The sequence below is a fragment of the Streptomyces sp. NPDC001406 genome (genome assembly GCF_042895285.1).
Classification (GTDB): Bacteria; Actinomycetota; Actinomycetes; order Streptomycetales; family Streptomycetaceae; genus Streptomyces.
This window is the reverse complement of the sequence record NZ_JBIAWG010000017.1, coordinates 78,978-105,651: the sequence shown is the minus strand read 5'-3', so window position 1 is coordinate 105,651 and position 26,674 is coordinate 78,978. Positions and strand designations below refer to the sequence as shown.

The 26,674-nt window shown below is 72.7% G+C and carries 32 protein-coding genes; 25 read left to right on the top strand and 7 right to left on the bottom strand.

Annotation, left to right across the window (positions count from 1 at the left end):
- The first annotated feature begins 65 nt into the window (after positions 1–65).
- The 14 genes from ACFY1J_RS35280 to ACFY1J_RS35215 all read left to right on the top strand — a co-directional run bounded on the left by ACFY1J_RS35280 (position 66) and on the right by ACFY1J_RS35215 (position 10,057).
- Positions 66–446 carry a phage holin family protein gene (locus tag ACFY1J_RS35280; protein WP_390707073.1) on the top strand — a complete coding sequence of 127 codons (381 nt, stop codon included), beginning with the start codon at positions 66–68 and terminating at the stop codon, positions 444–446.
- Between the two features lie 114 nt (positions 447–560).
- The gene (locus ACFY1J_RS35275) at positions 561–1,937 is read left to right on the top strand and encodes an NAD(P)/FAD-dependent oxidoreductase (protein WP_390707072.1); all 1,377 of its coding nucleotides are present in this window, start codon (positions 561–563) and stop codon (positions 1,935–1,937) included.
- Positions 1,934–3,790 carry a transketolase gene (locus ACFY1J_RS35270; RefSeq protein ID WP_390732618.1) on the top strand — a complete coding sequence of 619 codons (1,857 nt, stop codon included), beginning with the start codon at positions 1,934–1,936 and terminating at the stop codon, positions 3,788–3,790. The genes ACFY1J_RS35275 and ACFY1J_RS35270 overlap by 4 nt, the downstream gene beginning before the upstream one ends.
- Positions 3,791–3,810: 20 nt before the next feature.
- On the top strand, positions 3,811–4,713 hold the full coding sequence (gene ligD, locus ACFY1J_RS35265) for a non-homologous end-joining DNA ligase (RefSeq protein ID WP_390732617.1): 903 nt from the start codon (positions 3,811–3,813) through the stop codon (positions 4,711–4,713).
- Positions 4,714–4,764: 51 nt separating this feature from the next.
- Positions 4,765–5,142 carry a gas vesicle protein gene (locus ACFY1J_RS35260; protein ID WP_390707070.1) on the top strand — a complete coding sequence of 126 codons (378 nt, stop codon included), beginning with the start codon at positions 4,765–4,767 and terminating at the stop codon, positions 5,140–5,142.
- Positions 5,143–5,191: 49 nt separating this feature from the next.
- Positions 5,192–5,620, top strand: coding sequence for a gas vesicle structural protein GvpA (locus tag ACFY1J_RS35255; protein ID WP_390707069.1), 429 nt, complete (start codon positions 5,192–5,194; stop codon positions 5,618–5,620).
- Positions 5,617–6,396 (top strand): GvpL/GvpF family gas vesicle protein, encoded by a 780-nt coding sequence (locus ACFY1J_RS35250; RefSeq protein WP_390707068.1) that lies wholly within the window; start codon positions 5,617–5,619, stop codon positions 6,394–6,396. The genes ACFY1J_RS35255 and ACFY1J_RS35250 overlap by 4 nt, the downstream gene beginning before the upstream one ends.
- A 4-nt stretch (positions 6,397–6,400) precedes the next feature.
- A complete protein-coding gene (locus tag ACFY1J_RS35245) occupies positions 6,401–6,664 on the top strand; it encodes a gas vesicle protein GvpG (RefSeq protein WP_390707067.1) in 264 nt (87 codons plus the stop codon).
- A complete protein-coding gene (locus ACFY1J_RS35240) occupies positions 6,661–7,335 on the top strand; it encodes a DNA primase (RefSeq protein ID WP_390707066.1) in 675 nt (224 codons plus the stop codon). The genes ACFY1J_RS35245 and ACFY1J_RS35240 overlap by 4 nt, the downstream gene beginning before the upstream one ends.
- Positions 7,332–8,477: an SRPBCC family protein gene (locus tag ACFY1J_RS35235; RefSeq protein ID WP_390732616.1), complete on the top strand. Its 1,146-nt coding sequence runs from the start codon at positions 7,332–7,334 to the stop codon at positions 8,475–8,477. The genes ACFY1J_RS35240 and ACFY1J_RS35235 overlap by 4 nt, the downstream gene beginning before the upstream one ends.
- Positions 8,474–8,800, top strand: a complete 327-nt coding sequence (locus ACFY1J_RS35230; protein WP_390707064.1) for a gas vesicle protein — start codon at positions 8,474–8,476, stop codon at positions 8,798–8,800. The genes ACFY1J_RS35235 and ACFY1J_RS35230 overlap by 4 nt, the downstream gene beginning before the upstream one ends.
- Positions 8,801–8,805: 5 nt before the next feature.
- Entirely contained in the window at positions 8,806–9,588 is a 783-nt protein-coding gene (locus tag ACFY1J_RS35225; protein WP_390707591.1) for a GvpL/GvpF family gas vesicle protein, read from the top strand.
- Positions 9,585–9,776, top strand: a complete 192-nt coding sequence (locus ACFY1J_RS35220) for a gas vesicle protein (protein ID WP_390707063.1) — start codon at positions 9,585–9,587, stop codon at positions 9,774–9,776. The genes ACFY1J_RS35225 and ACFY1J_RS35220 overlap by 4 nt, the downstream gene beginning before the upstream one ends.
- Positions 9,773–10,057: a gas vesicle protein K gene (locus ACFY1J_RS35215; protein ID WP_390707062.1), complete on the top strand. Its 285-nt coding sequence runs from the start codon at positions 9,773–9,775 to the stop codon at positions 10,055–10,057. The genes ACFY1J_RS35220 and ACFY1J_RS35215 overlap by 4 nt, the downstream gene beginning before the upstream one ends.
- 2 nt (positions 10,058–10,059) lie before the next feature.
- Here the strand turns inward: ACFY1J_RS35215 and ACFY1J_RS35210 are convergent, their stop codons facing one another.
- The 3 genes from ACFY1J_RS35210 to ACFY1J_RS35200 form a co-directional block, all read right to left on the bottom strand.
- Positions 10,060–10,230 (bottom strand): hydrophobic protein, encoded by a 171-nt coding sequence (locus ACFY1J_RS35210; protein ID WP_390707061.1) that lies wholly within the window; start codon positions 10,228–10,230, stop codon positions 10,060–10,062.
- Between the two features lie 42 nt (positions 10,231–10,272).
- Positions 10,273–11,094 (bottom strand): class I SAM-dependent methyltransferase, encoded by an 822-nt coding sequence (locus ACFY1J_RS35205; RefSeq protein WP_390707060.1) that lies wholly within the window; start codon positions 11,092–11,094, stop codon positions 10,273–10,275.
- A 123-nt stretch (positions 11,095–11,217) separates the two neighbouring features.
- Positions 11,218–12,723: a bifunctional phosphatase PAP2/diacylglycerol kinase family protein gene (locus tag ACFY1J_RS35200; RefSeq protein ID WP_390707059.1), complete on the bottom strand. Its 1,506-nt coding sequence runs from the start codon at positions 12,721–12,723 to the stop codon at positions 11,218–11,220.
- Between the two features lie 69 nt (positions 12,724–12,792).
- Between ACFY1J_RS35200 and ACFY1J_RS35195 the strand changes: the two genes are divergently transcribed.
- The 3 genes from ACFY1J_RS35195 to ACFY1J_RS35185 are packed head-to-tail and all read left to right on the top strand — an operon-like array spanning position 12,793 to position 15,486.
- Positions 12,793–13,503: a histidine phosphatase family protein gene (locus tag ACFY1J_RS35195; protein WP_390707058.1), complete on the top strand. Its 711-nt coding sequence runs from the start codon at positions 12,793–12,795 to the stop codon at positions 13,501–13,503.
- A gap of 41 nt (positions 13,504–13,544) precedes the next feature.
- A complete protein-coding gene (locus tag ACFY1J_RS35190) occupies positions 13,545–15,164 on the top strand; it encodes an ABC-F family ATP-binding cassette domain-containing protein (RefSeq protein ID WP_390707057.1) in 1,620 nt (539 codons plus the stop codon).
- 22 nt (positions 15,165–15,186) lie between these two features.
- A complete protein-coding gene (locus ACFY1J_RS35185; RefSeq protein WP_390707056.1) occupies positions 15,187–15,486 on the top strand; it encodes a DUF6158 family protein in 300 nt (99 codons plus the stop codon).
- A gap of 18 nt (positions 15,487–15,504) precedes the next feature.
- Here the strand turns inward: ACFY1J_RS35185 and ACFY1J_RS35180 are convergent, their stop codons facing one another.
- A complete protein-coding gene (locus ACFY1J_RS35180; RefSeq protein WP_390707055.1) occupies positions 15,505–16,041 on the bottom strand; it encodes a type 1 glutamine amidotransferase domain-containing protein in 537 nt (178 codons plus the stop codon).
- A 22-nt stretch (positions 16,042–16,063) separates the two neighbouring features.
- Complete coding sequence (locus ACFY1J_RS35175; protein ID WP_390707054.1) at positions 16,064–16,444, bottom strand: DUF2795 domain-containing protein; 381 nt, start codon at positions 16,442–16,444, stop codon at positions 16,064–16,066.
- 252 nt (positions 16,445–16,696) lie between these two features.
- Here ACFY1J_RS35175 and ACFY1J_RS35170 point away from each other — a divergent pair, with 252 nt between their 5' ends.
- From ACFY1J_RS35170 to ACFY1J_RS35155, 4 genes are all read left to right on the top strand, one after another.
- Positions 16,697–17,500, top strand: a complete 804-nt coding sequence (locus ACFY1J_RS35170; RefSeq protein WP_390707053.1) for an RNA polymerase sigma factor SigF — start codon at positions 16,697–16,699, stop codon at positions 17,498–17,500.
- A gap of 121 nt (positions 17,501–17,621) precedes the next feature.
- Positions 17,622–18,686, top strand: coding sequence for a hypothetical protein (locus tag ACFY1J_RS35165; protein ID WP_390707052.1), 1,065 nt, complete (start codon positions 17,622–17,624; stop codon positions 18,684–18,686).
- A gap of 80 nt (positions 18,687–18,766) precedes the next feature.
- Positions 18,767–20,014, top strand: a complete 1,248-nt coding sequence (locus ACFY1J_RS35160; RefSeq protein WP_390707051.1) for an aminotransferase class I/II-fold pyridoxal phosphate-dependent enzyme — start codon at positions 18,767–18,769, stop codon at positions 20,012–20,014.
- Positions 20,011–21,093: an MBL fold metallo-hydrolase gene (locus ACFY1J_RS35155; protein WP_390707050.1), complete on the top strand. Its 1,083-nt coding sequence runs from the start codon at positions 20,011–20,013 to the stop codon at positions 21,091–21,093. Before ACFY1J_RS35160 ends, ACFY1J_RS35155 begins: the two co-directional genes overlap by 4 nt.
- A gap of 45 nt (positions 21,094–21,138) precedes the next feature.
- Here the strand turns inward: ACFY1J_RS35155 and ACFY1J_RS35150 are convergent, their stop codons facing one another.
- Positions 21,139–21,780 carry a DedA family protein gene (locus tag ACFY1J_RS35150; RefSeq protein ID WP_390707049.1) on the bottom strand — a complete coding sequence of 214 codons (642 nt, stop codon included), beginning with the start codon at positions 21,778–21,780 and terminating at the stop codon, positions 21,139–21,141.
- Positions 21,777–22,550 carry an MBL fold metallo-hydrolase gene (locus ACFY1J_RS35145; protein WP_390732615.1) on the bottom strand — a complete coding sequence of 258 codons (774 nt, stop codon included), beginning with the start codon at positions 22,548–22,550 and terminating at the stop codon, positions 21,777–21,779. Before ACFY1J_RS35145 ends, ACFY1J_RS35150 begins: the two co-directional genes overlap by 4 nt.
- Positions 22,551–22,634: 84 nt before the next feature.
- Between ACFY1J_RS35145 and ACFY1J_RS35140 the strand changes: the two genes are divergently transcribed.
- From ACFY1J_RS35140 to ACFY1J_RS35125, 4 genes are all read left to right on the top strand, one after another.
- Positions 22,635–23,036 carry a hypothetical protein gene (locus ACFY1J_RS35140; protein ID WP_390707047.1) on the top strand — a complete coding sequence of 134 codons (402 nt, stop codon included), beginning with the start codon at positions 22,635–22,637 and terminating at the stop codon, positions 23,034–23,036.
- A 120-nt stretch (positions 23,037–23,156) separates the two neighbouring features.
- Positions 23,157–25,247: a phage holin family protein gene (locus tag ACFY1J_RS35135; RefSeq protein ID WP_390707046.1), complete on the top strand. Its 2,091-nt coding sequence runs from the start codon at positions 23,157–23,159 to the stop codon at positions 25,245–25,247.
- A 79-nt stretch (positions 25,248–25,326) separates the two neighbouring features.
- Positions 25,327–26,388 (top strand): ATP-binding protein, encoded by a 1,062-nt coding sequence (locus ACFY1J_RS35130; protein ID WP_390732614.1) that lies wholly within the window; start codon positions 25,327–25,329, stop codon positions 26,386–26,388.
- Positions 26,385–26,642: a hypothetical protein gene (locus ACFY1J_RS35125; RefSeq protein ID WP_390707614.1), complete on the top strand. Its 258-nt coding sequence runs from the start codon at positions 26,385–26,387 to the stop codon at positions 26,640–26,642. The genes ACFY1J_RS35130 and ACFY1J_RS35125 overlap by 4 nt, the downstream gene beginning before the upstream one ends.
- Positions 26,643–26,674 lie beyond the last annotated feature (32 nt).

The window sequence follows — 26,674 nt, the reverse complement described above, 5'->3', positions numbered from 1 at the left end:
CGCGCGACGGCGGCGCGCCCGGCGGCCGCGTTACGGGCCCCGCGGGCAGGGGTACCCGGAGCGGCATGGAGCCCTTGGATCACCTTGAACACCTGGACAAAGAGCTGGTGGACGAGCTGGCGCAGGTGGCACGGGAGACCGTGCGCGACGAGCTGCGCGAGCAGACGCGCAAGCAGCGCCGTACGGCCATGCTGTACGGCGCGTCCGGCGCCGTCGCCCTGTATGCGGGCGGTGCCCTCGCCCTCGCCCTCGGGCTGGCCCTGGCGACCGGCCTGCCGGGCTGGGCGGCGGCTCTGATCACCGCGGCGATCCTCGGTGTGATCGCCTACGCGCTGCGCGGCATGGCCAGGGCGAGCCACCCGCACGCGACGTCCTACCCACCCATGCCGTCGGAGCCGCCGCGCTGGCCCGGCACCGACCCCGAGGCGCCGCACCACCGGGCGTGAGACCGGCAGGGTGCCTCGCCCGCACCACCCGGGGCCCTGATGTGCGCACGTTTGGGCGCCCCGGTCAGGGGGACGCGGTATGCCTCGGACGAGCCACACCGCCGGAGGCATACTGTGAGTCGACCCCGCATCGTGATCGTCGGCGCAGGTTTCGCCGGGTACCGCACGGCCCGCATCCTCTCCCGGCTGACCAGGCAGCGGGCCGATGTCACCCTGCTGAACCCGACCGACTACTTCCTGTATCTCCCGCTGCTGCCCCAGGTCGCCGCGGGCATCCTGGAGCCACGCCGGGTCACCGTCTCCCTCCGCGGCACCCTGCGCGAGGTGCGCCCGGTGCTGGGCGAGGCGGACCACGTCGACCTCGACGGGCGCACCGTGCACTACACGGACTCGGAGGGCGGCGTCGGCACCCTGGCCTACGACCGGCTCGTGCTTGCCGTCGGCAGCGTCAACAAGCTGTTGCCGGTCCCCGGCGTCGCCGAGCACGCGCACGGCTTCCGCGGCCTGCCCGAGGCGCTTTACCTGCGTGACCACGTGACCCGGCAGCTGGAGCTCGCCGCCACCTCCGACGACCCCAAGAGCGCCGCGGCCCGGTGCACCTTCGTGGTGGTCGGCGCCGGCTACACCGGAACCGAGGTGGCCGCGCAGATGCAGCTGCTCACCATGGATCTGGCGCGCAGGCATGCGCTGCCGGCCGGGGTGCGGCCGCGCTGGCTGCTCCTGGACGTCGCGCCGCATGTGCTGCCCGGGATGGACGAGCGGCTCTCGATCTCCGCCGGCCGCGTGCTGCGGCGGCGGGGCGTCGAGGTCCGCACGGGCACCTCCGTGAAGGAGGCCACCCATGACGGAGTCCTGCTCAGCGACGGCGAGTTCGTCGAGACGCGGTCCCTGGTCTGGTGCGTGGGCGTGCGGCCCGATCCGCTCGTCGAGGCCACCGGAAGGCCGCTGGAGCGGGGCCGGCTCATCGTCGACCCCTACCTGCAAGTGCCCGGCGGGGCAGGGGTGTTCGCCTGCGGGGACGCGGCCGCCGTGCCCGATCTGACCAACCCCGGGACATTCACGTCGATGACGGCACAGCACGCCTGGCGGCAGGGAAAGGTCGCCGCGAACAATGTGGCCGCATCGCTCGGCATCGGTGAAAGCCGCCCGTACCGCCATCGCGACCTGGGCTTCGTGGTGGATCTGGGCGGCACCGAGGCCGCTGCCGACCCGCTCGGCGTGCCCCTGTCCGGTCTGCCGGCCGCCGCGGTCACCCGCGGCTACCACCTCGCGGCGCTGCCCGCCGGCCCCAACCGCGTCCGCGTCGCCGCCGACTGGCTCCTGGACGCCGTACTGCCGCCCCAGGGAACCCAGTTGGGGCTCGTCCGGTCCTGGTCCGTGCCCCTCGACACAGCCTCTCCGGAACTGGCCCGGGTACCCGGCGGTCCGGAGCACCACCTCGCCCCCGGCCCAGTGAAGCGCGCCGACATCCCCGCGGAAGGAGACTCATGAACACCGCCGAACTCGCCGAACTGGCCGAAGTCGCCCAGCAGTTGCGGGTGGACAGTGTGCGGGCCGCCGCTGCCGCGAGGTCCGGGCACCCGACGTCGTCCATGTCCGCCGCCGACCTGATGGCGGTGCTGCTCGCCCGCCATCTGCGCTACGACTTCGACCGCCCGTCCCACCCGGGCAACGACCGCCTCGTGCTGTCCAAGGGGCATGCCTCGCCGCTGCTGTACTCCATGTACAAGGCGGCCGGCGTCGTCGACGACGCCGAACTGCTCACCTTCCGCAGGCTCGGCAGCCGGCTTGAGGGGCATCCGACGTCACGGCGGCTGCCATGGGTGGAGACGGCCACCGGCTCGCTCGGCCAGGGCCTGCCGGTCGGCGTCGGTATCGCGCTGGCCGGCAAGCGGCTGGACCGCACCGAATACCGCGTCTGGGTGCTGTGCGGTGACAGCGAGCTGGCCGAGGGCTCCATCTGGGAGGCCGCCGAGCAGGCGTCGTACGAGCACCTGGACAACCTGATCGCGATCGTGGACGTGAACCGGCTCGGCCAGCGCGGCCCCACCCGGCACGGCCACGACCTGGACGCCTACGCACGGCGCTTCCAGGGCTTCGGCTGGCACACCGTAAAGATCGACGGCCACGACCTGGAGGCGGTCGACCGCGCCTACCGCGAGGCCGAGTCCACGAGCGGGCAGCCCACCGTGATCCTCGCCCGCACCCTCAAGGGCAAGGGCGTCGCCTCCGTCGAGGACCGCGAGGGCCTGCACGGCAAGCCGCTGCCCGACCCGGAGGAGGCGGTCGCCGAGCTGGGCGGTCCGCGCGATCTCCACGTCCGGGTGCAGGAGCCGCCCGGCGCCCGGATGCTGCACTCCGTCGGCACCGAGGCGCTCGAACTCCCGCGCTACGACAGGGGCGACAAGGTCGCCACCCGGGACGCCTTCGGCAAGGCGCTCGCCGCGCTCGGCACCGCCCGCGGCGACGTCGTCGCCCTGGACGGCGAGGTCGGCGACTCCACCCGTACCGAGTACTTCGCCAAGGAGCACCCCGACCGTTTCTTCGAGTGCTACATCGCCGAACAGCAGCTGGTCGCCTGCGCCGTCGGCATCGCCGCGCGCGGCTGGGTTCCGTTCGCCTCGACCTTCGCCGCCTTCTTCACGCGCGCGTACGATTTCGTGCGCATGGCCTCGATCAGCGGCGCCGGCATCAACCTGGTCGGCTCGCACGCGGGCGTGGCGATCGGTCAGGACGGGCCCTCCCAGATGGGCCTGGAGGACCTGGCGATGTTCCGGGCGGTGTACGGCTCGACCGTGCTCTACCCGTGCGACGGCAACCAGACCGCGAAGCTCGTGGGCGCCATGGCGGGCCTGGACGGCGTCCGCTATCTGCGCACCACGCGCGGCGAGAGCCCGGTCGTCTACCACCCGGACGAGGAGTTCCCGGTCGGCGGCAGCAAGGTGCTGCGCTCCTCCGAAGAGGACCGGCTGACCGTGGTCGCGGCCGGGGTCACCGTCCACGAGGCGCTGGCCGCGGCCGACTTGCTGGAGACCGAGGACATCCGGATCAGGGTCGTCGATCTGTACTCCGTCAAGCCGGTCGACCGGCACACGCTGCGGCAGGCGGCGGAGGAGACTGGCTGTCTGCTCACCGTCGAGGACCACCACGAGGAGGGCGGCCTCGGGGACGCCGTCCTCGACGCGTTCTCCGACGGCAGGCCCGTGCCGCGCCTGGTCCGCCTCGCGGTCCGTACGATGCCGGGCTCGGCCGCGCCGGACCAGCAGCTGCACGCGGCGGGCATCGACGCCGAGGCGATCGCGGCGGCCGGCCGGCTGCTGGTGGACGAGGCGGTTGTACGCTGAGCGACGACGACGAGCGGAGGGTGCGGGCGGGCCGCCGTACGGTGCCCGTCCACCGCCCCGGCAAGGTCCTCTTTCCCGGCGGCGGGGGCGCGAAGGAGTACACCAAGGGCGACATCGTCGAGTACCACCGGGCCGTCGCCCGGTTCATGCTGCCGCATCTGCGCGGCCGCCCCCTGATGCTGGAGCGGTACCCGCACGGCCTCGACGGCCCGCGGTTCATGCAGAAGCACGTTCCCGACAGCTACCCGGAGTGGATCACCCGCGCCCAGGTGGCCAAGGAGGGCGGCACGGTCACACACCTCGTCTGCGACGACACCGCCACCCTCGTCTTCCTCGCCGACCAGGCCTGTCCCACCCTCCACCGCTGGCTCTCCCGCACCGGCCGCCCGCACCGGCCGGACCGGATGGTCTTTGACCTAGACCCCGCCGCCGACGACTTCGGCGCGGTGCGCGAGGCGGCCCGGTGGCTCGGCGAACTGCTCGACGAGCTGAAGCTCCCCTCGGCTCTCATGACGACTGGATCGCGCGGACTGCACGTCGTCGTGCCGGTCGACGGACGTCACGACTTCGACGAGGTGCGCGCTTTCGCCGGAGAGGTCGCCGAGCTGCTCGGCGCCGAGCACCCCGACCGGCTCACCACCGCGGCCCGCAAGAAGGACCGCGGAGACCGGCTCTACCTCGACGTGCAGCGCAATGCCTACGCACAGACCGCCGTCGCCCCCTTCGGCATCCGCGCCCGGCCCGGCGCCCCCGTCGCGGTGCCAGTCTCCTGGGATCAGCTCGACGACCCGGACCTCGGCCCACGCCGCTGGACCGTCGAGGACGCCGCCGACCAGGCACGGACCGACCCCTGGGCGGGCGTGCTGAGGCGGGGACGCGCGCTGGGACCGGCGCGGCGCCGGCTTCGGGCACTGCGCGATTGATAGCGCTCGTCAAGGTTTGGTCCACGCTTCGGTGGCCACCCGGTGCAGGAGGTGGTCACAACGAACACAAGAGACACACAACATTCCAAGCCGTCACGGAACGTACACGAGTCCCAGGAGTCGCGCAAAGTCACCGACACGCACCGTAAGGACAACCGGCCGAGCCCCGTCGAGGTGCTCCGCCAGGCGCGCGGCCAGCTCGCCGAGCTGACGGGTATGGCCACCGAGTCCGTGTCGTCCTTCGAGCAGACGGACGACGGCTGGTCGCTGGAGGTGGAGGTTCTCGAACTCGCCCGCGTGCCCGACACGGTGAGCCTGATGGCGAGCTACCAGGTCGACCTCGACCCCGGCGGTCAGCTCACCGGATATCGCAGGATCCGCCGCTACGAGCGGGGGCGATCCGACGCACATAGGCCGGGCGGCCGCTAGTCAGGCCGCCCGCGACGGATATTTCCCAGCAAGAGAAGGAGCGGCCGGCATGACAGTCGTTCCAGCACAGCAGACCGGCGGTAGAGGCGGAAGCAGCCTCTACGACGTACTGGAGCTCATCCTCGACCGAGGACTCGTCATCGACGCGTTCGTGCGGGTCTCCCTGGTCGGTATCGAGATCCTGAAGATCGACGTACGGGTCGTCGTGGCCAGCGTCGACACCTACCTGCGCTTCGCCGAGGCGTGCAACAGGCTCGACCTGGAGGCAGGCCCGCGCAAGAGTCCCGGCCTGCCCGACCTGGTCGGCGAGATCACCGAGTCGGGCGCGCGCGGCAAGTCCAAGGGCGCGCTGTCCGGTGCCGCCGAGACCATTTCCGACGCCTTCAAGCAGGCGCGTGACGAAGGCTCCGCCAGTGAGACCGAGCGGCGGCCGAGGCCCCGCAAGACCACCGTGCGCAGGAAGGAGGAGCAGGAGTGAGCACCTACGTCTACGGCATCACGGCCGTCACGCACCCTTCCCTCCCCGAGGGCATGGGCGGCGTCGGCGACCCACCGAGGCCGGTGCGCATCCTGCGGGAGGGCGAGCTGGCCGCCGTCGTCAGCGACGCCCCCGAAGGGCTGCGCCCCAAACGCAAGGAGCTGCTCGCCCACCAGAACGTGCTCGCCGAGACCGGCGCGGCCGCCTGCGTGCTCCCCATGCGGTTCGGCAGCGTCGCCACCGACGACGACAGCGTCACCGGTGTGCTCGCCGAACGCGCCGATCACTACGCGGAACGCTTGCGGGCCCTGGACGGGAAGGTCGAGTACAACATCAAGGCCACGCACATCGAGGACGCCGTGCTGCACCTTGTGATGTCCGAGAACCCGGAGCTGCGCGCGCTGGCCGAGTCCAACCGGCAGGCGGGCGGCGGCAGCTACGAGCAGCGGCTGCAGCTCGGTGAGCTGGTCGTGGCCGCGGTGCAGGCGCAGGAGGCCCAGGACGCGGCGGAGCTGCGGCAGGCCCTGGAGACGGAGGCGGACGCCGTGAGCGCCGGCCCCGAGTCCACCGGCTGGCTGGCCAACGTGTCGCTCCTGGTGGACGGCGACTCCGCCGAGAGGCTCCTGGCGGCCGTCCAGCGGTTCCGCGCCGCCCACCCGCACCTCGACGTGCGCGCCAACGGGCCGCTGCCGCCCTACAGCTTCGTCGAGCCGGGCCCGTCCCAGCCGGCGGGCACCACGGCGGCCGGCGACGGCGCGGAGACGGGATCGGGGTAGTGCCATGGGACTGATCTCAGAGGTGCTGCTGCTGCCGTTCGCGCCCGCGCGCGGTACCGGGTGGGTGATCCGGCAGGTCGTGGACGAGGCGGAGCGGGTGTACTACGACCCCGCCACGGTCCGGGCCGAACTCGCCGCACTCGAACAGCGGTTGGAGGCGGGCGAGATCGACGAGGAGGAGTTCGACCGGCTTGAGGACGAGCTCCTCGACCGGCTGGAGATCGCCCTGCGCCGCGGCGCGGGGACCGACAATGGGACATTCACATGAATCGCATGGGGCTGGGCCTCGCCCTAGGGGCCGGATACGTCCTCGGACGGACGAAGAAGATGAAGATGGCACTCGCGCTCGGCTCGCTGGTGGCCGGGAAGCGGCTGCACCTGAGCCCGCGGATGGTCACGGACCTGGTGTCCCAGCAGCTGCGGGACAACCCGCAGTTCAAGGAGATCGGGGAGCAACTGCGCGAGGACCTGCGGGGCGTCGGCCAGGCCGCCTCCGGCGCCGTGGTCGAGCGGCAGATGGAGGCCCTGGCCGACCGTCTGCACGGGCGCACCGCCGAGGTGCGCGATCAGCTCGAGGGGCTCGGTGACATCGGCCCGGAGAAGGGCTCGGAGGAATCCGAGGACGGCCAGGACGAGGAGGAGACCACCGAAGAGGCCGAGGGCAGGGAAGAGACCGACGAAGCCGCCGAAGGCGAAGGTGCCGGATCCCGGACGTCCGGGAAGGACACGGCGCAGACGGCGGCCAGGAAGGCCCCCGGCAGGGACACCGCCGCCGCCAAGCGGGCGGCGAAGAAGGCACCGGCGAAGCGGGCCGCCCAGAAGGCCCCCTCGAAGAAGACCGCAGCGAAGGAGACGACGGACAGGAAGAAGACGTCCACGGGCGGGAGCGCCGGTCGGGGCGCCCGGGCCCGGCTTCCGAAGGGAGGCGGCGAGTCATGACCGAGACCCTCGGATCCGCGCCGTCCGCGAACGGCAAGGCCAAGGACAACCCGCTCGGCCGGCTGGCGGAGAGCGAGGCGGCCGACCGGCTGAAGGCCGAGGTGCAGGAGTACCTCGCCGCTCAGGCCCAGCGCATGCTGGTCGGCGTCGGCCGCAAGCTGGGCGAGACCACCGGCAAGCTCAACGACATCGCGGAGGGCAACAGCCCCGGCTTCGGCCGGCTCGCCCTCGACGCCGGCCGCAAGCTCGCCGAGGGCAAGGGCCCGATGCGCTCCGCTCTGGAGCTCGGTGTCTCGCACGCGAAGGACAACGTGGTCGGCGCCCTGAAGAACCTCGGCGGCGGCAAGGGCAAGCGCAAAGGCCGCGCGGGTCACAAACCGACGGTCATCATCGAGTACATCGATGTCGGCGTACCGCTGCGCACCGCCTACGACCAGTGGACCCAGTACCAGGACTTCAGTAACTTCGCGAAGGGCGTGAAGAGCGCGAGCCGCGCCGACGACACGAACTCCGACTGGCAGCTCAAGGTCTTCTGGTCCAACCGCAGTTGGAAGGCGCGCACCACCGAACAGATACCCGACTACCGCATCCAGTGGACGTCGGAGGGTGCCAAGGGCACCACGAAGGGCGTGGTCTCCTTCCACGAGCTAGAGGAGAACCTCACCCGGGTCCTGCTGGTCATGGAGTACTACCCCAGCGGGCTGTTCGAGAAGACCGGCAACATCTGGCGGGCGCAGGGCCGCCGGGCCAGGCTCGACCTCAAGAACTTCGCCCGCTTCATCACCCTCAAGGGCGAGGCCGAGGACGGCTGGCGCGGTGAGATCCGCGACGGCGAGGTGGTCGGCAGCCACGAGGACGCGGTCGCCGAGGAGGAGGAAGGGGCCGACGAGGAGCAGCAACCGGAGGACGAGGCGGAGGAGTACGAGGCCGAGGGCGACGAGGAGCCCGAGGAGTACGAATCCGAGAACGAGGAGGAGGCGGAGGACGAGGCGGAGGCGGAGGACGAGGCGGAGGACGAAGGCGAATCCGAGTACGAGGACGAGTACGACGAGGACGACGAGACCGAGACCGAAGAGGAACCCGAAGAGGCGTCCGAAGAGGCGTCCGAAGACGAGTACGCCAAGAGCGGGAGCCGTCGATGACGACGTCCGCCAGGCTCCCGGAGCCGTACGGCCAGGGCGGCAGCGCCAACCTGGCCGACATCCTGGAGCGCGTGCTCGACAAGGGCATCGTCATCGCCGGCGACATCCGGATCAATCTGCTCGACATCGAACTGCTCACCATCAAGCTGCGGCTCGTCATCGCCTCCGTCGACAAGGCGAAGGAGATGGGCATCGACTGGTGGGAGAGCGACCCGGCCCTGTCGACGCGCGCCCGCCGCGACGAACTCGTACAGGAGAACGCTGAGTTGCGCGAGCGGCTGGCCCAGCTGGAGCCCGGCCGCGGGCAGGAGGAGGCCTCATGAGCGGGATGGCCGGTCTGCGGTACGTCTACGCGGTCTGCCGCCCCTTCGACGCGGCCTTGCAATCCCAGCTGACGGGGGTGGCAGGCGCCCCGCCGGGGCTACTGAGACACCACGACCTGATCGCGGTCGTCAGCACGGTCCCGGAGCGGGACTTCGCGGAGAAGCCGCTTCGCACCCATCTGGAGGACCTGGACTGGCTGACCGCGACCGCACGCGCCCACCAGGGCGTGATCGACGCGCTCACCACCGTCACCACGCCACTGCCGCTCCGGCTGGCCACCGTCTTCCGCGACGACAGCGGCGTACGCGTGATGATGGAGGCGCGCGAGGAGGACTTCCGGCGCACCCTCGACCGGCTGGAGGGCCGGGTGGAGTGGGGTGTCAAGGTGTATCTGGAGCCGGAGCCGTCCGAGGAGCCCGCCGCCCGGCCTGCCCGGCAGGCCGTCAGCGGCCGGGACTATCTGCGACAGCGTCGGCTGCGCACCCGATCGCAGGAGGACAGGCTCCAAAAAGCCGGGGAATTCGCGAGCCGGCTGCATGAAACGCTTTCCGGGTACGCGGAGGATTCCCGGCTGCACGCCCCGCAGAACTCGACGCTTTCCGGTGTCCGGGGAGACAATCTCCTCAACGGGGCCTATCTCGTGCCGCGCACGCAGTCCGAGGAATTCGTGGAACTGGTCGACCGCACGAAGGACGAAGCACCCGGAATACGGGTGGAACTCACCGGCCCCTGGGCGGCGTACTCGTTCACAGGTGATCCGTCGGATCCGGCGGAGGAGGAACGGTGACCGCCGTCGAACGCCGTGAGGTCGCACTGGTGGACCTGCTCGACCGGCTGCTCGCCGGGGGCGTCGTCATCACCGGGGACATCACGCTGCGCATTGCCGACGTGGACCTCGTCCGGATCGACCTCAACGCGCTGATCAGCTCGGTGAGCGAGCAGGTGCCCGCCCCGTGGCCGGAGGTGACGTCGTGACGGAGCGCCGGAACCGGATGGACCTGGATCCCGACACGGTTGAACGCGACCTCGTCAAACTCGTCCTGACCGTTGTGGAGCTGCTGCGCCAGCTGATGGAACGGCAGGCACTGCGCCGCTTCGACACCGGCGAGCTGACAGAGGAACAGGAGGAGCGGATCGGGCTCACCCTGATGCTCCTGGAGGACCGCATGGCCGAACTGCGCGACCGCTACGGACTGCGGCCCGAGGACCTGAACCTGGACCTCGGGCCGCTCGGACCGCTGCTTCCGCGGCGGTGAAGTCACCACCGGTACCAGCGGCCCCTGCCCCCTGTGGCGCTCGTGCCGCGTACCAGGAATCCCAGAAGCCACAGCACGAGAACTACGAGAGCGATCCACCAGAGCAGTTTCACCGCGAAGCCAGCACCGAAGAGAATCAGCACGAGAAGCAGTACCAGCAGGATGGGAACCATAATGTGTACCTCCTGCTCTCCAAGTTGCCCGTAATACGGAAATCAGGCCTCCTTACGGCAGAGAATCTCTCCGTGCAGTACGGCGAACCAGCCCTCCTCCCGCTTTCCCCATTCCCGCCAGGCCTCCGATACGGCCCGCAGCTGCCCGGCGGTCGCATGACCGCCCTCGGTCGCGCGGTCCGCGTACGCGGAGGCGACGGTGCGGTCCGCCCACAGACCGCTCCACCACGCGCGCTCCTGTGGCGTGGCGAACGTCCAGGTGCCGGAGGTGGCCGTGATGTCCGTCAGCCCGGCCGCCAGCGCCCAGGACTTCAGCCGCCGGCCGGCGTCCGGCTCACCGCCGTTGGCGCGGGCGACCCGGCGGTACAGGTCCAGCCAGTCGTCCAGCCCCGGCACCTGCGGGTACCAGGTCATCGCCGCGTAGTCCGAGTCCCGTACGGCGATGAACCCGCCGGGTCTGGTGACCCGGCGCATCTCGCGCAGCGCCTGCACCGGGTCACCGACGTGCTGCAGCACCTGGTGCGCATGGACCACGCAGAACGTGTCGTCCGGGTGGTCCAGGGCGTGTACGTCGGCGACCGCGAAGTCCACGTTCGCCAGGCCTCGTCCGGCGGCCGTGGCCCGCGCCCGGTCGAGGATTCCGGGCGCGTGGTCGACGCCGGTGACATGCCCGTCGGGGACCAGCGCCGCCAGGTCGGCGGTGATGGTCCCGGGGCCGCAGCCGATGTCCAGGATCTTCATATGGGGCTTGAGCGAACCCAGCAGATAGGCCGCCGAGTTGGCGGCGGTCCGCCAGGTGTGCGAACGCAGCACCGACTCGTGGTGCCCGTGGGTGTAGACGGCGGTCTCCTGCGGCTTCGGCATGGCGCAACCCCTTCTCTTCGTACCGGCGCACGGGGCGGCAGGCCCCGTCCTGCGGTACGCACCACGGTAAGGGCGCGTGCCGAATGATGAGACCTATGTTTCGCAATATGGACTGATGGCTGATCAGGTCCAGGGCCACCCCGGGTGCACCGGGCGGTACACGGTCAGCCCCACGGGCAGCTTCTCCACCGCCACCTCGCCCGTCACCGCGGTGACTTCACCGTCGTACGCGAGGGGTGTGCCTGGTGCGACACCGGCGATGCGCAGCCGTCGCAGCTTGACCGCCCGGTGGGTCGAGGAGCTGGTCAGCGGGCCCGCAACGGCGGCCGCCAGCAGCCGTAGCGCGGGCCGGCGTCCGCCGTGCACCACACGCACGTCCAGCAGGCCGTCCGCCAGATCCACGCGCCGCCCGGGCGTGAGACCTACGCGGTGGTAGGTGCAGTTGCCGACGAACAGCAGCCACAACGGCCTGTTCCGGCCGCCGAGTTCGACCGCCAGCGGATGCCGGTCGGCGCGCAGCACGCGCAGCGCGCCGAGCACCCCGGCGGGCCAGCCGCCGATGCGGTGCGACCACTTGTCCCGCTCGCGCACCAGCTCCGGATAGACGCCCAGACTGAGGGTGTTGAGGAAGATGCCCTCCTGGTGCCCGGAGACGAACCGGCCCACGTCCACCCGCACGGCCTCGCCATGGCTCACCGCCCGCCCCACGTCCCGTACGTCCTCCACGCCGAGGTCGTACGCGAAGTGGTTGAGGGTGCCGCCGGGCAGCACCGCGAGCGGCAGGCCGTGGCGCAGGGCGGCCGCCGCGGCCGCGTTCACCGTGCCGTCGCCGCCGCACACCCCGAGGGCCCGGGCCCGCTCGGCCGACTTCTCCAACTCGGTGCTCATGTCCTCCGGTTCGCACTCGACGACCTCCGCCCTCGGCAGCGTGTCCCGCAGCGCGCGCACCCGGTCGGCGGTGCCCGAGGCCCGGTTGGCGACGACCACCAGGCCGTCGCCGTCGGGCAGCGCCGGGGCGTCCGCGCGCGGCCGGGCCGGCGGGGTGAGCTGGGCGCGCGTCGGCACCAGGCCCCGTACGGCGAACGCGGCGCCCGCGCCGAGGGCGGCTCCCGCGAGGACGTCGCTGGGGAAGTGGACGCCGGTGTAGATACGGGACATGGCGACCGAGAACGCCACCGGCGCGATCACCGCGCCCCAGGCCGGGGACTCCAGGGCCACTCCGGTCGCGAAGGCGGCCGCCGACGCCGAGTGCCCGGACGGGAACGACGTGGTGATCGGCTGCCGCTTCAGCTGCCGCACCAGCGGGACCGGGTCCAGGACGGGCCGGGGGCGGCGCACCGAACGCTTGCCGAGGGTGTTGATGGCCAGCGAGGCCAGGCCCAGGGAGGCGATGCCGCGGACGGCCGCCCGGCGGGCGCGCGGTGTGCGGACCGCCGACATCGCCGCCGCGGTCGCGAACCACAGCACCCCGTGGTTCGCGCTCCGGCTCAGCCGCGGCAGCACGGGCGCGGCACCGGGCCAGTGCCGCTCGGCGGCGCTCTCGAAGAGACGGGAGTCGAGGCCGAGCAGCAGGTCGCGCAGGATGTGCCGGCCGGGCTTCGGGACAGTGAGATCGACGTCTGGGCTCATGCAGGGGCGGGTACCCTGAAGTCGCCGTTTCCGTGCGCGGGCGGTGCGAACGAGTGAGAGGAAGCCCGAATGCGCCTGCTCCTCGTCCGCCACGGCCAGACCCCGACCAACGTCGACTTCCTGCTGGACACCGCCGTACCCGGGCCCGGTCTGACCGCGCTCGGGGAGCGGCAGGCCGCCGCTCTGCCGCGGGCGCTCGTGGACGAGGGCATCGAGGCCGTCTACGCCTCCACCCTGATCCGTACGCAGCTGACGGCGGCCCCGCTGGCGGCCGCCCGCCGCCTCGACGTGCTCGTCCGGGACGGCATCCGCGAGGTGTCCGCCGGGGACCTGGAGATGCTTCCCGGCGACTCGGAGCGCGGCCGGTTCTACATGGAGACCGTGTTCGCGTGGGCGGCCGGCGACACCGGGCTGCGGATGCCGGGCGGGGAGAGCGGCGCGGAGGTGCTGGGGCGCTACGACGCCGTGATCGCCGAGGCCGCGGGGAGCGGCGCCTCGACCGTGGCCATGGTCAGCCACGGCGCGGCGATCCGGATGTGGACGGCCGCCCGCGCCGACAACGTCGACATCCCCTTCGCCGCGGACCGCCCGCTGGAGAACACCGGTGTGGTGGTCCTGGAGGGCTCCCCGTCCGACGGCTGGAAGGCACTGTCCTGGGCGGGAGCGGTCGTGGTGCCGGCGGGGGAGGGCGGCCCGACGGGGCGGCCGCAGCCGCTGGGCCGGACCGGCCTCGGCGCCCTTCGGCCGCACCGGCCCAGGCCAGGGGACGCGGCCGGATAACGGTTTGCGCAGGTGGGGGGTGCCCCGCAGAATGCGTCCCCATGGGACATCTGGAAGCCGCGCACCTCGAGTACTACCTCCCCGACGGGAGGGCCCTGCTCGGCGATGTGTCCTTCCGGGTGGGCGAGGGCGCCGCCGTCGCCCTGGTCGGCCCCAACGGCGCGGGCAAGACCACCCTGCTCCGGCTGATCTCCGGCGAGTTGAAGCCGCACGGCGGCACGGTCACGGTGAGTGGCGGCCTGGGCGTGATGCGTCAGTTCGTCGGGTCCGTACGGGACGAGACGACCGTGCGCGACCTGCTCGTGTCCGTCGCACCGCCCCGTATCCGCGAGGCAGCGCGGGCCGTCGACAAGGCCGAGCACGCGATCATGACCGTCGACGACGAGGCAGCCCAGCTGCAGTACGCGCAGGCCCTCGCCGACTGGGCCGAGGTGCGCGGCTACGAGGCCGAGACGCTGTGGGACATGTGCACCACGGCCGCGCTCGGCGTGCCCTACGAGCGGGCGCAGTGGCGGCGGGTGCGCACCCTGTCCGGCGGCGAGCAGAAGCGGCTGGTCCTGGAGTCCCTGTTCCGCGGCACCGACGAGGTGCTGCTGCTCGACGAGCCGGACAACTACCTCGACGTGCCCGGCAAGCGATGGCTGGAGGAGCGCCTGAAGGAGACCCGCAAGACGGTCCTCTTCGTCTCCCACGACCGTGAACTCCTCGCCCGCGCCGCCGAGAAGATCGTCTCCGTCGAACCGGGTCCGGCCGGCGCCGACGCCTGGGTGCACGGCGGCGGCTTCGCCACCTATCACGAGGCCCGGCGTGAACGCTTCGCCCGCTTCGAGGAGTTGCGCAGGCGCTGGGACGAGAAGCACGCCCAGCTGAAGAAGCTCGTGCTGAACCTACGTCAGGCCGCGTCCATCAGCCATGAGCTGGCCTCCCGCTACCAGGCCGCCCAGACCCGGCTGCGCAAGTTCGAGGAGGCCGGGCCGCCGCCCGAGCCGCCGCGCGAGCAGGACATCACCATGCGCCTGAAGGGCGGCCGCACCGGCGTACGGGCCGTCACCTGCAAGGGACTTGAGCTGACCGGCCTGATGAAACCCTTCGACCTGGAGGTCTTCTACGGCGAGCGGGTCGCCGTCCTCGGCTCCAACGGCTCCGGCAAATCGCACTTCCTGCGCCTGCTCGCGGGCGAGGACGTGGCGCACACGGGGGAGTGGAAGCTCGGCGCCCGGGTCGTCCCCGGCCACTTCGCGCAGACGCACGCCCATCCCGAACTGGAGGGCCGCACCCTCCTGGACATCCTGTGGAAGGAACACTCCCAGGACCGGGGCGCGGCCATGTCCCGGCTGCGCCGCTACGAGCTGACGGGGCAGGCCGAGCAGCCCTTCGACCGCCTCTCCGGCGGCCAGCAGGCGCGGTTCCAGATCCTGCTGCTGGAACTCCAGGGCGTCACCGCGCTGCTCCTCGACGAGCCCACCGACAACCTCGACCTGGAGTCCGCCGAGGCTCTCCAGGAGGGTCTTGAGGCCTTCGACGGAACGGTCCTGGCGGTCACCCACGACCGCTGGTTCGCGCGCTCGTTCGACCGCTATCTGGTCTTCGGCAGCGACGGCCGGGTACGGGAGACACCGGAGCCGGTGTGGGACGAGCGCCGGGTGGAGCGGGTCCGGTAGCCACGGAGGCCGGGGGGCCGGAATGTTCGTACAGTGGAGGCAGAAAAGCGACCACGACGAGCGGGGCACCATCATGACCGGAGTCGACCCGGACCGTCTGGACGACCAGCAGCTCATGAAGGAGCTGGAGACGATCCACCGTACGCGCCACGACACCCTGCTGTACGGCTCGAACGACGCACTGCGGACCCACAACGAGCGCATGGCGCAACTGGAGGGCGAGTATCTGCGCCGCAATCCGCGCCGCCCGGTCATCGCAGGCCGCACCCGCGAGGGAGCCCGCGAGCGCGGCTGCGGCGGAGCGGCGGTTCCCGGCGCCTGAGGCGCTCTCGCCGGAGGCTCAGACCGCGGCGAACGCGGCGAGGAACGCCTCGCAGAATGCCTTCAGATCACCCGGCCTGCGGCTGGTGACCAGCGTGTTGGGTCCGTCCTCGCAGACCATGACCCGCTCGTCCACCCAGGTGCCGCCCGCGTTGCGGATGTCCGTGCGCACACTCGGCCAGGAGGTCAGCGTCCGCCCGCGCACGACATCGGCCTCCACCAGGGTCCACGGGGCGTGACAGATCGCGGCGACCGGACGTCCCAGGTCGAAGAACTCCTTCACGAACGCCACTGCCTTGCCGTCCATCCGCAGGAAGTCCGGATTGGCCACCCCGCCCGGCAGGACGAGCGCGCCGAACGAGTCCGCGGAGGTCTCGGCCACCACCTCGTCCACGGGGAACCGGTCCGCCCGGTCGAGGTGGTCGAAGGCCTGGATCTCACCGTGCCGCGTCGACACGAGCACCGGCTCGTGACCCGCGTCCAGGACCGCCTTCCAGGGATCGGTCAGCTCCACCTGCTCGACGCCCTCGGGCGCCGTGAGAAATGCGATGCGCATGTCGATCGCTTTCCTTCCCGGCTCACGTACGGCCCGCCAGTGCCTCGGCCAGTTGTTGGACGTTGGCGTAGCGCGCGCCGCGTGGCAGCCGTCGGACCGCCTGGATCAGCGCGTCGGGGGCCTGCCCCCGGTGCAGGGCGCCGGCCAGCTCGCCCGGTGCCGCGGGGAAGTCGCCGCGCCCCAGATGCCGGGCCAGGTCCAGCCGTACCGTCGCCAGGGGCGGCCGTTCGCTCTTGCCCGGCACCACCGGACCGCGCCAGATCTCGGGGTCGTCCTCGGCGGGGGGCTCCGGGTCCTGCCACTCCTCGGTGCGGGTGGGGTGCCCCGACCTGAGCAGGTCCTGGAGCTCGCGCTTCATCTCGTCGTCCCGGTGAGCGCTCAGCCGGGCGCTGCCTCGCTGCATGGCTCCCTCCAGGGATACAGGGGGTGCGTGTTCAGGGAGTGTGCTCCGCGTACCCGAACACCGGGCGCCGACACCCCACGCAACGGGTGTTTGCCCCCGGAGGCGACGGGCAGGCGCACAGTCAGTGCTTCGGACAGGAGGCACGTCCGTGGGAGCGGCGAACCAGTCGCCACGGGTGTGTCCGTCCGGGGCCGCTCAGGCGCTCCCACGGTGACCGTCCGACCCAGCAGTCCAGGGGAGTTGCGACGCACCATGCCGAATCGAGCGAGCACGAAGCAGCACCCGCACGACGACGCACCCGACACCGCCCAGGCGTTCCGCGAACTCGCCGCGCTCCCCTCGGGGCCGCGGCGCGACCGGCTTCGCCACGAGATCGTCGAGGCCTGGCTGCCCATGGCCGACCGGATCGCGGGACGGTTCCGCAGCCGCGGCGAGAGCTTCGAGGATCTGCGCCAGGTCGCCGCCCTCGGTCTCGTCAAGGCCGTGGACCGGTTCGACCCCGGGCGCGGCAAGGCCTTCGAGAGCTACGCCGTGCCCACCGTCACCGGTGAGATCAAGCGCCACTTCCGCGACCACATGTGGACCCTGCACGTGCCGCGCCGGGTCCAGGACCTGCGCAACCGGGTCCGCTTCGCCTGCCGGGACCTCTCGCAGACCGGCGCGGGCCCGCGACCCGCCGTCGCTCAGATCGCCGAGTACGCCCACCTGAGCGAGGAGGACGTCCGGGTCGGACTGGAGGCGCTGGACAGCTTCACCGCGCTGTCCCTGGACGCGGAGCTGCCCGGCAACGGGGAGGGGTACTCGCTGGCCGACGCGCTCGGTTCGGCCGACCCCGCGATCGACACGGTCGTGGACCGGGAGGCCGTCAGGCCCCGGCTGGCCGCCCTGCCCGAGCGCGAGCGGGCCATCCTCTACATGCGGTTCTTCGGGGACATGACACAGGGCAGGATCGCCGAGCAGCTGGGCATCTCGCAGATGCACGTGTCCCGGCTGATCAGCCGGTGCTGCGAGCGGCTGCGCGACCAGGTGATGCGGGACGTGGACGTCACCCGATAGGCCGGTCGGGTTCCCGCGAATGGGGTCCGGCCGCGCGCGAGGTGCGGCCCGGCGGGCTGTGATGGCTGCGGGAGGCACGACCTAGGTGCCCCCGCAGCCGTCCGTCTGAGGAGCCCGTCCCATGCGACGCACCGCTCGTGCCCTGTCCGCGACCGCCCTGGCCGCGGCCGCCCTCGGCATCGTGATACCGGCCGCCCGGGCCGACCCCGCCGCGGAGGTCAGCCCGGGCAGCGTCCGGCCCGGTGGCAGCGTCACCGTCTCCGTCACCTGCGATGCGGTCGAGGGGACCGCCCCGGAGACGATCGACGCCTCCTCACGGGCCTTCGAGGGGGGAACGGTGCGGCTGCGCCGGGTCACCGCCGCGGACGGCCGTACGGCCGGGACCGCCGGGACCGCCGGGACCGCCGGGACCATCGGGACCGCCTATCGGGGCACCGCCCGGATTGCCTCCGGTGAGGACACCCAGAGCGATGCGGATGCGGCCGCGCAGGACGCCGCGCGGACGGCGGTCGACGGCACGTGCCCCGCCGCGGCCGGTGCGCAGGGGCAGTCCTGGAGCGCCGAGTTCTCGATGCCCCGCGCCGACACCGAAACCGATGTCGCCGCCGACGCCGATGGCGACGCCGCCGGCACCGTCGTCGGCCCGGGCACGGTCAAGGGTGCCGATTCCGGCTCGGACATCGGCGTCGACGCCGATGGCACCGGGCCGTGCGATGAAGCGAAGGCCTGCGGTGCGTCGCAGTCGTGCGGGGACGACCAGGGGCGGGAGTGCGCGCAGTCCCAGCCCGCGCAGGACGGCCGGGAGACGTCCACGGACGCCCGGGAGACGTCGGGCGATGGTCGGGAGGCGTCAGGTGACGGCCGGGAGACGTCGGGCGACGGCCGTGAGTCGTCGGGTGACGGCCGGGAATCCTCCGGGGACGGCTGGAAGCCCTCCGGGGACGGGCGGGAATGCGGGGAGTCCGGGGGTGCATCCTGTAGCGACGGCGGCCGTACGTGCTCCGCGCCCCGGGGCGACTCCACCTGCGGCCCGGCCGTCGTCCAGCACGGTGTGGACGCTGGGGAGGGCGGCGCCTTCACCGGGTCCGTACCGGCGCTGGTCGTCGGCGGACTGCTGATCGCGGGCGCGCTCGGTGCGGCCGTGCACCGACTGGTATGGCACCGGGAGCAGGCCGGGGACGGCTGACACCGGCCGAGGGAGCAGCCGACGACAGAGCACGGACCGTACGGACGGCACACGGCACCACGGACTGCGCGGAGGCGGACATGCGGCGGACGCACCTCGAAGGCCACGGCCCCGTCCGCTACGGGCCGCCCCTGCCCGACGACGGACTGCCCGTCCTACCGGAGCTCTCCGCCGTGCTCGCGGCGGCGGCGAGCCGTCCCGGGGAGGAGCCGGTCGGCGGTGGCCCCGGGCTCCGGGAGGCGGCCGGCGGCTACTGGGCGCGGCGCGGACTGCCCGCCGCAACGGACCGCGTGGCGGCCGGTCCCGGAGCGCCGTCGCTGCTGCTCGCCCTGACCGCCGCGCTCGGCGGTGACGTCCTCGTGCCCAGGCCCTGCGCGGCCTGGTGGGCACCGTACGCGCGCCTGCTGGGCAGACCGGTCTTCCACGTCGCCACACCGGCCGAGTGCGGCGGCGTACCGGACCCGTACGCCCTGCTGGAGACCGTGCGCCGGGTCCGCGCCGAGGGCGGCGACCCACGGCTGCTCGTGCTCTCCGTCGCCGACGACCCGACCGCCACCGTCGCACCGCCCGAGCTGCTGCACGAGACCGTCGAGGCAGCCGAGGGCGAGGGACTGCACCTGGTCAGCGACGAGACCTGGCGCGACACCCTGCACGACCCGCACGACACCGTGCTGCTCAGCCCCGCCGAGATGCTCCCCGACCGGGTCACCGTCGTCACCGACCTGGCCGGCGCCCTGCTGCCGCCGGGCTGGCCCGCGGCCGTCGCCCGCTTCCCCGAGGGAGACACCGGGGAGGCGCTGCACGCGCGCGTGCTGGACGTGCTCACCGCACTGGGGGCGCGCGTCGCCGGACCGGTCGCGGCCGCCGCCGGGTACGCGCTCGGCGAACCCGAGCCGGTCACCGTACGCCGCGCCACCGCCGTACGCCTGCACGCGCGCGTGGCCGCCGCCGTGCACGCCATGGTCGTCGCCGCGGGCGCCCTGTCCCGGCCGCCGCAGGCCGGCCGCCACCTGTACGTCGATCTCGGTGAGCTGCGCTCCGCGCTCGGCGCGCACGACATCGGCGACGCACAGGAGTTGGAGGACTTCCTCACCGCCGGGCTCGGCATGCCCGCGCCCGGCGGCCACCGCTTCGGCGACGACCTGGGGGCGCTGCGCGTGCGGCTGTCCACGGGGCCGCTGCTCGGCGGTACGGACGAGGAACGCACGGAATGCCTCATGTCACCCTCACCGTTGGAACTGCCACACGTGCAACGCGCGTTGATCTCCTTGAGGTCGGTCTTCGACGATCTCCGCGACGACGCTCAGCGATGGGAGCCTCCTCGATGACGCAGCAGACGCAGCCGCTCGGGTCCACCACCACGACGACGACCAGGGAAGCCGACGCTCCGCCGGCCCCGGCGGCACCGCCCGCCCCCACCTCCTTCGCGCCTCCGTTCCCGCCCCTCGCCGACCCCCGGCCCCTGGGCGAACTCCGGTTCTGGCCGCGGACCTTCCACGACCGGCTCACCGCCCCCCTGCCCGGCCTCAAGGCCATTGCCCGCTTCGCCCGCGAGGGTTCCGTAAGGCCCGGACCCGACGGCCTCGCCGACATCCCGCACCTCCCCTTCGAACCCGGCCCGCTGCCCCGCACCGACGCCCGCACGACCGCCGTCACCTGGGCGGGCCACGCCAGTTGGGTCCTGCGAATAGGCGGGCTCACCGTCCTCACCGACCCGGTCTGGTCGCGCCGGATCCTCGGCACCCCGGCCCGGGTCACCCCCGTCGGGGTCGCCTGGGAGGCGCTGCCGCGCGTCGACGCCGTGGTGATCAGTCACAACCACTACGACCACCTGGACGCCCCGACCCTGCGCCGGCTCCCGCGCGACACACCGGTGTTCGTCCCGGCCGGCCTCGGCAACTGGTTCCGCCGCCGCCGGTTCACCGTCGTCACCGAGCTCGACTGGTGGGAGGCGGCCGAACTGTCCGGCGTCCGCTTCGACTTCGTGCCCGCCCACCACTGGTCCAAGCGCACCCTCACCGACACCTGTCACAGCCTGTGGGGCGGCTGGGTGCTCACCGCCCCGGACGGACAGCGCGTCTACTTCGCCGGCGACACGGGATACGGCCACTGGTTCTCCCGCATCGGCCGCCGCTACCCGGGCATAGACCTCGCGCTGCTCCCCATCGGCGCCTACGACCCGCGCTGGTGGCTGAGCGACGTCCACTGCGACCCGGAGGAGGCCGTCCGCGCCGCCCGCGACCTCGGCGCGCGCCGCATGGCGCCCATGCACTGGGGCACGTTCGTGCTCTCCGCCGAGCCGGTCCTGGAGCCGCTCACCCGGGTGCAGGCCGCGTGGGCGACGGCGGGACTGGACCGCGGGGACCTGTGGGACCTGCCGGTGGGAGGCTCACGGGTACTGGACTAGGACCTGTCCGGCGGAGGGTGGTCCCGTCCTGCCGGCGGGGCGCGCTCACCCCGACCGCTGGACCGGCGCAGCCTTCCGCAGGCGCCGCCAGGCGCTGGGCGTCACGCTGATGAGCAGCGTCAGCGCAACGGCCGCGACCACGCCCTGCCACGGTTCCGGGAAGAGCGAACCGCCGAGGATCCCGATCAGCTGGTAGGTCACCGCCCAGGCCAGACAGGCCGGCAGGTTGCCGCGGGCGAAGCGGCGCAGCGGCCAGTCGGCCAGCAGACAGGCCAGCATCACCGGGATACGGCCCGCCGGCACCAGCCGGGACAGCACGAGCACCGCCACACCGTGCTCCGCCAGCTTCCCCTGCGCCTGCGTCAGCCGGTCCTCGGGCGCCCGCGCGCGGATCGCGGCCAGCCACCGCGACCCGTTCCTCGAGCCCATCCCGCGCCGCCCCAGCAGATACAGCGCCGCGTCCCCCAGGAACGCGGCCAGCGACGCCGTCACGAACACCAGCGCCAGCGAGAAGGGCGCGGTCTGATGGAACGCCACCACCGCCGCCGAACTCACCAGCGCCCCGGTCGGCACCACCGGTACCAGCGCCCCGATCAGCACCAGCAGGAACAGCGACGGATAGCCGATCGCCTGCTGGGTGGACTCCGGTGGCACGGCCGCCCGTGCGGCGTCGGCGAGCCAGTTCACCGCGCGACCTCCAGCCGCACGCCCTCCCCGTGCCCGAGTTTGTGCACCGTCACCTGAGGCGCGTACTCGGCGGCCAGGCGCACGAATTCATCACCCGGCGCATGGAATTCATGGGGGCGCACGGCATCCATGCCGATGGGCCAGTATGTGCCGTAGTGCACCGGCACCGCGCTGCGCGGCGCGAGCCGGGCCAGCGCCTGGGCGGCCCGTCCCGCGTCCAGATGCCCCGGGCCGAGGTACGGCCCCCAGCCGCCGACCGGCAGCAGCGCCACGTCCACCGGCCCGACCTCCTCGGCCATGGAGTCGAACAGGCCGGTGTCCCCGGCGAAGTAGGTCCGTGCCTCGCCCTCGACGACGTACCCGAGGGCGGGGGAGCGGTGCGGGCCGATCGGCAGCCGTCGCCCGTCGTGACGTGCCGACACCGCCCTGACGACCAGGTCACCGATCACGGTCTCGTCCCCGGGGGCCACCTCGGCGATGCACAGATGGGCGAGCCGGCGCAGCCCCGGTACCGCCCGTGGTGCGCCCCGGGGCACGAGCAGGCGCGTGCCCGGGGCGAGCCGGGCCAGCGAGGGCAGGTGCAGATGGTCGGCGTGCAGATGCGAGACGAGTGCCACGTCCGCCCGGCGGGCGTCGGGGGCGGGCAGCGCACCCCGGCGGCGGCGCAGGTGCGCGAGTCTGCCGACGAACAGAGGATCGGTGAGTACACGTATGTTCGAGTCGACTACCGTGCAGGTGGCGTGACCCCACCAGGTGATCTCCACCGGCACCCTCTTCGCCTCCTTCGCGCGACTCCCCGAAGCCTACGGGCAGGAGTAGGGTCGGCGGCGAAACCCGGAGGTGAGGGGGCCACCATGGGACCGGTTCGGGTCACGGCGATCGCCAGTCTGACGCCGCTGGAGGAGCTGGAGGCGGATCCCTTCCTCGTGGATTCCCGCAGTCAGCACGCGATGTGTGCCCGCTGGGCCGCCGAGCGTGGCTATGTCGTGGCGCGGGAGCTGCTGGTGCGGGGTCTGCGCCCCGACCACTGCGTGCTGTGGGACGGGGTCCTGCCCGGGGTGGACCTGTTCGTCGCGCCCAGCCGGCGAGTGCTGGAGAGCGCCCTGTCCTCCGCCGACGAGTTCACCGCGGAGTGCGCCCGGCGCGGGGTGCGGGTCGAGACGGTCGGCTGCGCGGAACCGCTGTACGACGCCCAGATGAAGGCCCGCGTCCACCGGCGCCTGTCGATGCCGACCGCGGGGTACGACGGCCGCTAGAAGCCGGGATGATCCGAACGACCCCCCCCGGGTCCTGCCGTGGAAGTCCCTGATGTCCGGCCCGCCCCCTGTGACAAGGTGGAGCCAGGCCCGCGCCGGTGACGGGCCGGGACGTGAGGTGTGCGGGGCGTGCGTGGCGGGCGTTGGCGGCGGATCGCCAGTCAGATCGGGCGGAGCGTCACGGTGTGGGCGGTCTCCACCCTCACCATGCTCGTGCTCGCCGGAATCCTGCCCGACTTCCAGCTCCAGTCGGCCGACGGCGACAGCGCCACCCGCATCGCCGTCACCGCAGCCCTCGGCGCCGGCGCCTTCGGCATCCTGTCGGCCGTGGTCTGGCCGCTCCTGGTACGGCTGCTGCTGCTCGTGCCCGCCCTCGTCCTCGGCCTGCTGGTCTTCTTCCTCAATGGCTCCCTGCTGCTCGTCGCGCTGCGCATCAACCCCTCCGGCAGCAGCGAGGCCGCCCCCGAGACCGCCGTCATCGTGGCCGCCGTGATGTCCGCCGTCGCCTCCGCCACCGGCGCCGCCCTCGCCGTACGCGACGACGACGCCTACCGGCGCAGGCTCTACCGGCTCGCCGACCGCCGCCGCAGCTCCCACCCGCCCTGCCCGGCCACCCCCGGCACCGTCCTCGTCCAGCTCGACGGCGTCGGCCACGACGTCCTCACCGACGCCGTCCGCAAGGGGCTCATGCCCACCGTCGCCCGCTGGACCGGCGCCGCCGACGGCCGGCGGCCCACCCACCGGCTCACCCCCTGGCGCACCGACTGGTCCAGCCAGACCGGCGCCAGCCAGCTCGGCATCCTGCACGGCTCCAACTTCGACGTCCCCGCGTTCCGCTGGTACGAGAAGGACAGCCACGAGGTGATGGTCTGCAACCGCCCGACCAGCGCCGCCGAGCTCCAGCGCCGCGCCGTCGAGCGCACCCGCGACGGCGGACTGCTCTCCGCGGACGGTGCCAGCCGCGGCAACCTGTTCAGCGGCGGCGCCGGCGAACAGGCCCTGGTCCTGTCCATCGCCACCCGCCGACGCGGCCGCGAGAACCGCTCCCGGGCCGGCTACTTCGCCTACTTCTCCGACCCGGCCAACGCCGTCCGCACCGCGCTCTCCTTCGCCGCGGAGGTCTGCCGGGAGATCGGCCAGTCCACCCGGGCCCGGGCACGGGGGCAGCGCCCACGCGTCAAGCGCGGCGGGCTCTACCCCTTCGTCCGCGCCTTCGCGACCGTCGTCGAACGGGACGTGGTCGTTGCCGCGGTGATGGGCGACCTGCTCGCCGGCCGCACCGCCGTCTACGCCGACCTCGTCGCCTACGACGAGGTCGCCCACCACTCCGGGCCGCGCAGCCGCGACGCCGACAAGGTGCTGCAGCGCCTGGACCGGTGCCTCGCCCTCATCGAGAAGGTCGCCGAACACGCCCCGCGCCCCTATCGGATCGTCGTGCTCTCCGACCACGGCCAGAGCCCCGGCGAGACCTTCCACGCCCGCTACGGCCTCACCCTCGGTGACCTGGTCCGCGCCGGCAGCGGACTGCCCGTACCGCGCAGGGCCGAGCGCACCCACAGTGGCGCCGAGGCACGAGCCGCCGTACGGGCCGCCCTGCGCAGGCCCGTCGAGGAGCGCGGCGAACGCCACCACCCCGCCGGCCGCCGCTCGGAACCGATCGTGCTCGCCTCCGGCAACCTCGGTCTGGTCTCCTTCCCGGACGTGCCGCACCGCATGACCAAGGAGGAGATCGACGCCCGTCACCCCGCCCTGCTCACCACCCTCGCCAACCACCCCGGCATCGGCTTCCTGCTGGTGCGCAGCGAGCGGCACGGCGGGCTCGTCCTCGGTGCGAACGGCGCGGAGATCCCGCTGGACCGGCTCGACGGTCACCCCGGCCCGCTGTCCTGCTTCGGCCCCGGCGCCGCCGACGCCGTCCGCCGCACGCACTCCTTTCCGCACACCGCCGACATCATGGTCAACTCCTGGTACGACCCCGCCGACGGCGAAGTCCTCGCCTTCGAGGAGCAGATCGGCTCCCACGGCGGACTCGGCGGCGCCCAGGCGAAACCGTTCCTGCTGTCGCCCCTCGCCCTGTCCGCGCCCGCCGACGACGGGCAGGAGCCGGCCGGCGCCGAGCAGGTGCACCACGTGCTGCGCCGCTGGTTGCGCGAGGAGAACGGCCCCCAGGTGCCGCTCACCCCGGAGGCCGAGGAGGAGCGGGCCGCCTGAAAATCGGCTGCGGCCGAGGGGACACGCGCCCACACTGTTCGAGTCGCCCACCCTCGAACCTCCCCAAGGAGCCTTGGTCTTGCAGGCTGCCGTCACGGTCACCCCTGCCCGTCTCCCCGAGCTGCTGCTCGGCCTCGCCACCGTCCGCCCCGTCTTCATCTGGGGCGCCCCCGGCATCGGAAAGTCCTCCCTGGTCCGGGAGTTCGCCGCCTCGCTGGGCCTGGAGTGCGTGAGTCTGCTCGGCACCCAGCTCGCCCCCGAGGACCTGATGGGCGTCCCGCAGATCCGTGAGGGACGGTCGGTGTTCTGCCCGCCGGAGGCGATCGCCCGCGACGAGCCGTACTGCCTGTTCCTGGACGAGCTGAACGCGGCCACCCCGGACGTGCAGAAGGCGTTCTACTCGCTGATCCTGGACCGCCGTATCGGCGCCTACGAGCTGCCCAAGGGCTCGATCGTCGTCGGCGCCGGCAACCGGGCCACCGACAACGCCCTCGCCCGCCCCATCGCCTCCGCCCTCGTCAACCGCCTCGCCCACGTCCACCTGGAGGCCTCCGCCCGGGACTGGCTCGCCTGGGCCGCGGGCAACGGCATCCACCCCTGGATCGTGGACCACGTCACCGACCGGCCCGACCATCTGTGGTCCAAACCGCCGAAGACCGAGGAGCCGTTCTCCACCCCGCGCTCCTGGCACATGCTCTCCGACGCGCTGCACTCCTTCGGCCGGGACCTCGACGAGGAGACCCTCAAGGTCCTCGCCCACGGCACCCTGACGCCCGCCCACGCGACCGCCTTCTGCGGCTACGTCAAGATCGTCCGCAGCCGCTTCGGCATCGAGGCGATCCTCAAGGGCGACGCCCGCTGGCCGCACCGCGTCGAGGACCGCGACCTGCTGTACCACCTCGCGGAGTCGTTCCGCGGCCGCCTGGTCAAGGAACTGCCCGTCAGCAAGGAGCACATGTCGGCGAACGGGCGCCAGACCGCGTACCGCGCCAAGTCCCTGCTCGTGCAGCTCGCCGAGATCTCCGTCGAGGTCGCGCAGAGCGTCATGGCCGCCGACGCCGACGGCAACCCCGTCCTGCCCGCCTGGTTCCTGATCGAGGCGGCCCGGGACATGCCCCGGCTGGTGGAGGCGCGCCGGTGAGCCGGGCCCGCGCGGCGAAGCAGCAGAAGAAGAAGGACCCGGCCGCTGAGGAGTTCGCGGCGGGTGTGGCGCTGCTGCGGGCCAACCCGGCGCTGCGCGCGGTGGAGTTCAGCGTCTGCCGCCATCCGGACTGCGGTCTCGCGCCGCGCGAGGGACTCGTGCGTGCCGACGCCGACGGTGATCGCGTGCTGCCCGCCTGGTTCCTGATCGAGGCGGCCCGGGACATGCCCCGGCTGGTGGAGGCGCGCCGGTGAGCCGGGCCCGCGCGGCGAAGCAGCAGAAGAAG

Excerpts from the sequence above, each read along its gene's own strand:
- ACFY1J_RS35280 (WP_390707073.1), top strand. The coding sequence starts at position 66 with ATGGAGCCCTTGGATCACCTTGAACACCTGGACAAAGAGCTGGTGGAC.
- ACFY1J_RS35270 (WP_390732618.1), top strand. The coding sequence starts at position 1,934 with ATGAACACCGCCGAACTCGCCGAACTGGCCGAAGTCGCCCAGCAGTTG.
- ACFY1J_RS35255 (WP_390707069.1), top strand. The coding sequence starts at position 5,192 with ATGACAGTCGTTCCAGCACAGCAGACCGGCGGTAGAGGCGGAAGCAGC.
- ACFY1J_RS35245 (WP_390707067.1), top strand. The coding sequence starts at position 6,401 with ATGGGACTGATCTCAGAGGTGCTGCTGCTGCCGTTCGCGCCCGCGCGC.
- ACFY1J_RS35240 (WP_390707066.1), top strand. The coding sequence starts at position 6,661 with ATGAATCGCATGGGGCTGGGCCTCGCCCTAGGGGCCGGATACGTCCTC.
- ACFY1J_RS35235 (WP_390732616.1), top strand. The coding sequence starts at position 7,332 with ATGACCGAGACCCTCGGATCCGCGCCGTCCGCGAACGGCAAGGCCAAG.
- ACFY1J_RS35230 (WP_390707064.1), top strand. The coding sequence starts at position 8,474 with ATGACGACGTCCGCCAGGCTCCCGGAGCCGTACGGCCAGGGCGGCAGC.
- ACFY1J_RS35225 (WP_390707591.1), top strand. The coding sequence starts at position 8,806 with ATGGCCGGTCTGCGGTACGTCTACGCGGTCTGCCGCCCCTTCGACGCG.
- ACFY1J_RS35210 (WP_390707061.1), bottom strand. The coding sequence starts at position 10,230 with ATGGTTCCCATCCTGCTGGTACTGCTTCTCGTGCTGATTCTCTTCGGT.
- ACFY1J_RS35205 (WP_390707060.1), bottom strand. The coding sequence starts at position 11,094 with ATGCCGAAGCCGCAGGAGACCGCCGTCTACACCCACGGGCACCACGAG.
- ACFY1J_RS35200 (WP_390707059.1), bottom strand. The coding sequence starts at position 12,723 with ATGAGCCCAGACGTCGATCTCACTGTCCCGAAGCCCGGCCGGCACATC.
- ACFY1J_RS35195 (WP_390707058.1), top strand. The coding sequence starts at position 12,793 with ATGCGCCTGCTCCTCGTCCGCCACGGCCAGACCCCGACCAACGTCGAC.
- ACFY1J_RS35190 (WP_390707057.1), top strand. The coding sequence starts at position 13,545 with ATGGGACATCTGGAAGCCGCGCACCTCGAGTACTACCTCCCCGACGGG.
- ACFY1J_RS35185 (WP_390707056.1), top strand. The coding sequence starts at position 15,187 with ATGTTCGTACAGTGGAGGCAGAAAAGCGACCACGACGAGCGGGGCACC.
- ACFY1J_RS35180 (WP_390707055.1), bottom strand. The coding sequence starts at position 16,041 with ATGCGCATCGCATTTCTCACGGCGCCCGAGGGCGTCGAGCAGGTGGAG.
- ACFY1J_RS35175 (WP_390707054.1), bottom strand. The coding sequence starts at position 16,444 with ATGCAGCGAGGCAGCGCCCGGCTGAGCGCTCACCGGGACGACGAGATG.
- ACFY1J_RS35170 (WP_390707053.1), top strand. The coding sequence starts at position 16,697 with ATGCCGAATCGAGCGAGCACGAAGCAGCACCCGCACGACGACGCACCC.
- ACFY1J_RS35165 (WP_390707052.1), top strand. The coding sequence starts at position 17,622 with ATGCGACGCACCGCTCGTGCCCTGTCCGCGACCGCCCTGGCCGCGGCC.
- ACFY1J_RS35160 (WP_390707051.1), top strand. The coding sequence starts at position 18,767 with ATGCGGCGGACGCACCTCGAAGGCCACGGCCCCGTCCGCTACGGGCCG.
- ACFY1J_RS35155 (WP_390707050.1), top strand. The coding sequence starts at position 20,011 with ATGACGCAGCAGACGCAGCCGCTCGGGTCCACCACCACGACGACGACC.
- ACFY1J_RS35140 (WP_390707047.1), top strand. The coding sequence starts at position 22,635 with ATGGGACCGGTTCGGGTCACGGCGATCGCCAGTCTGACGCCGCTGGAG.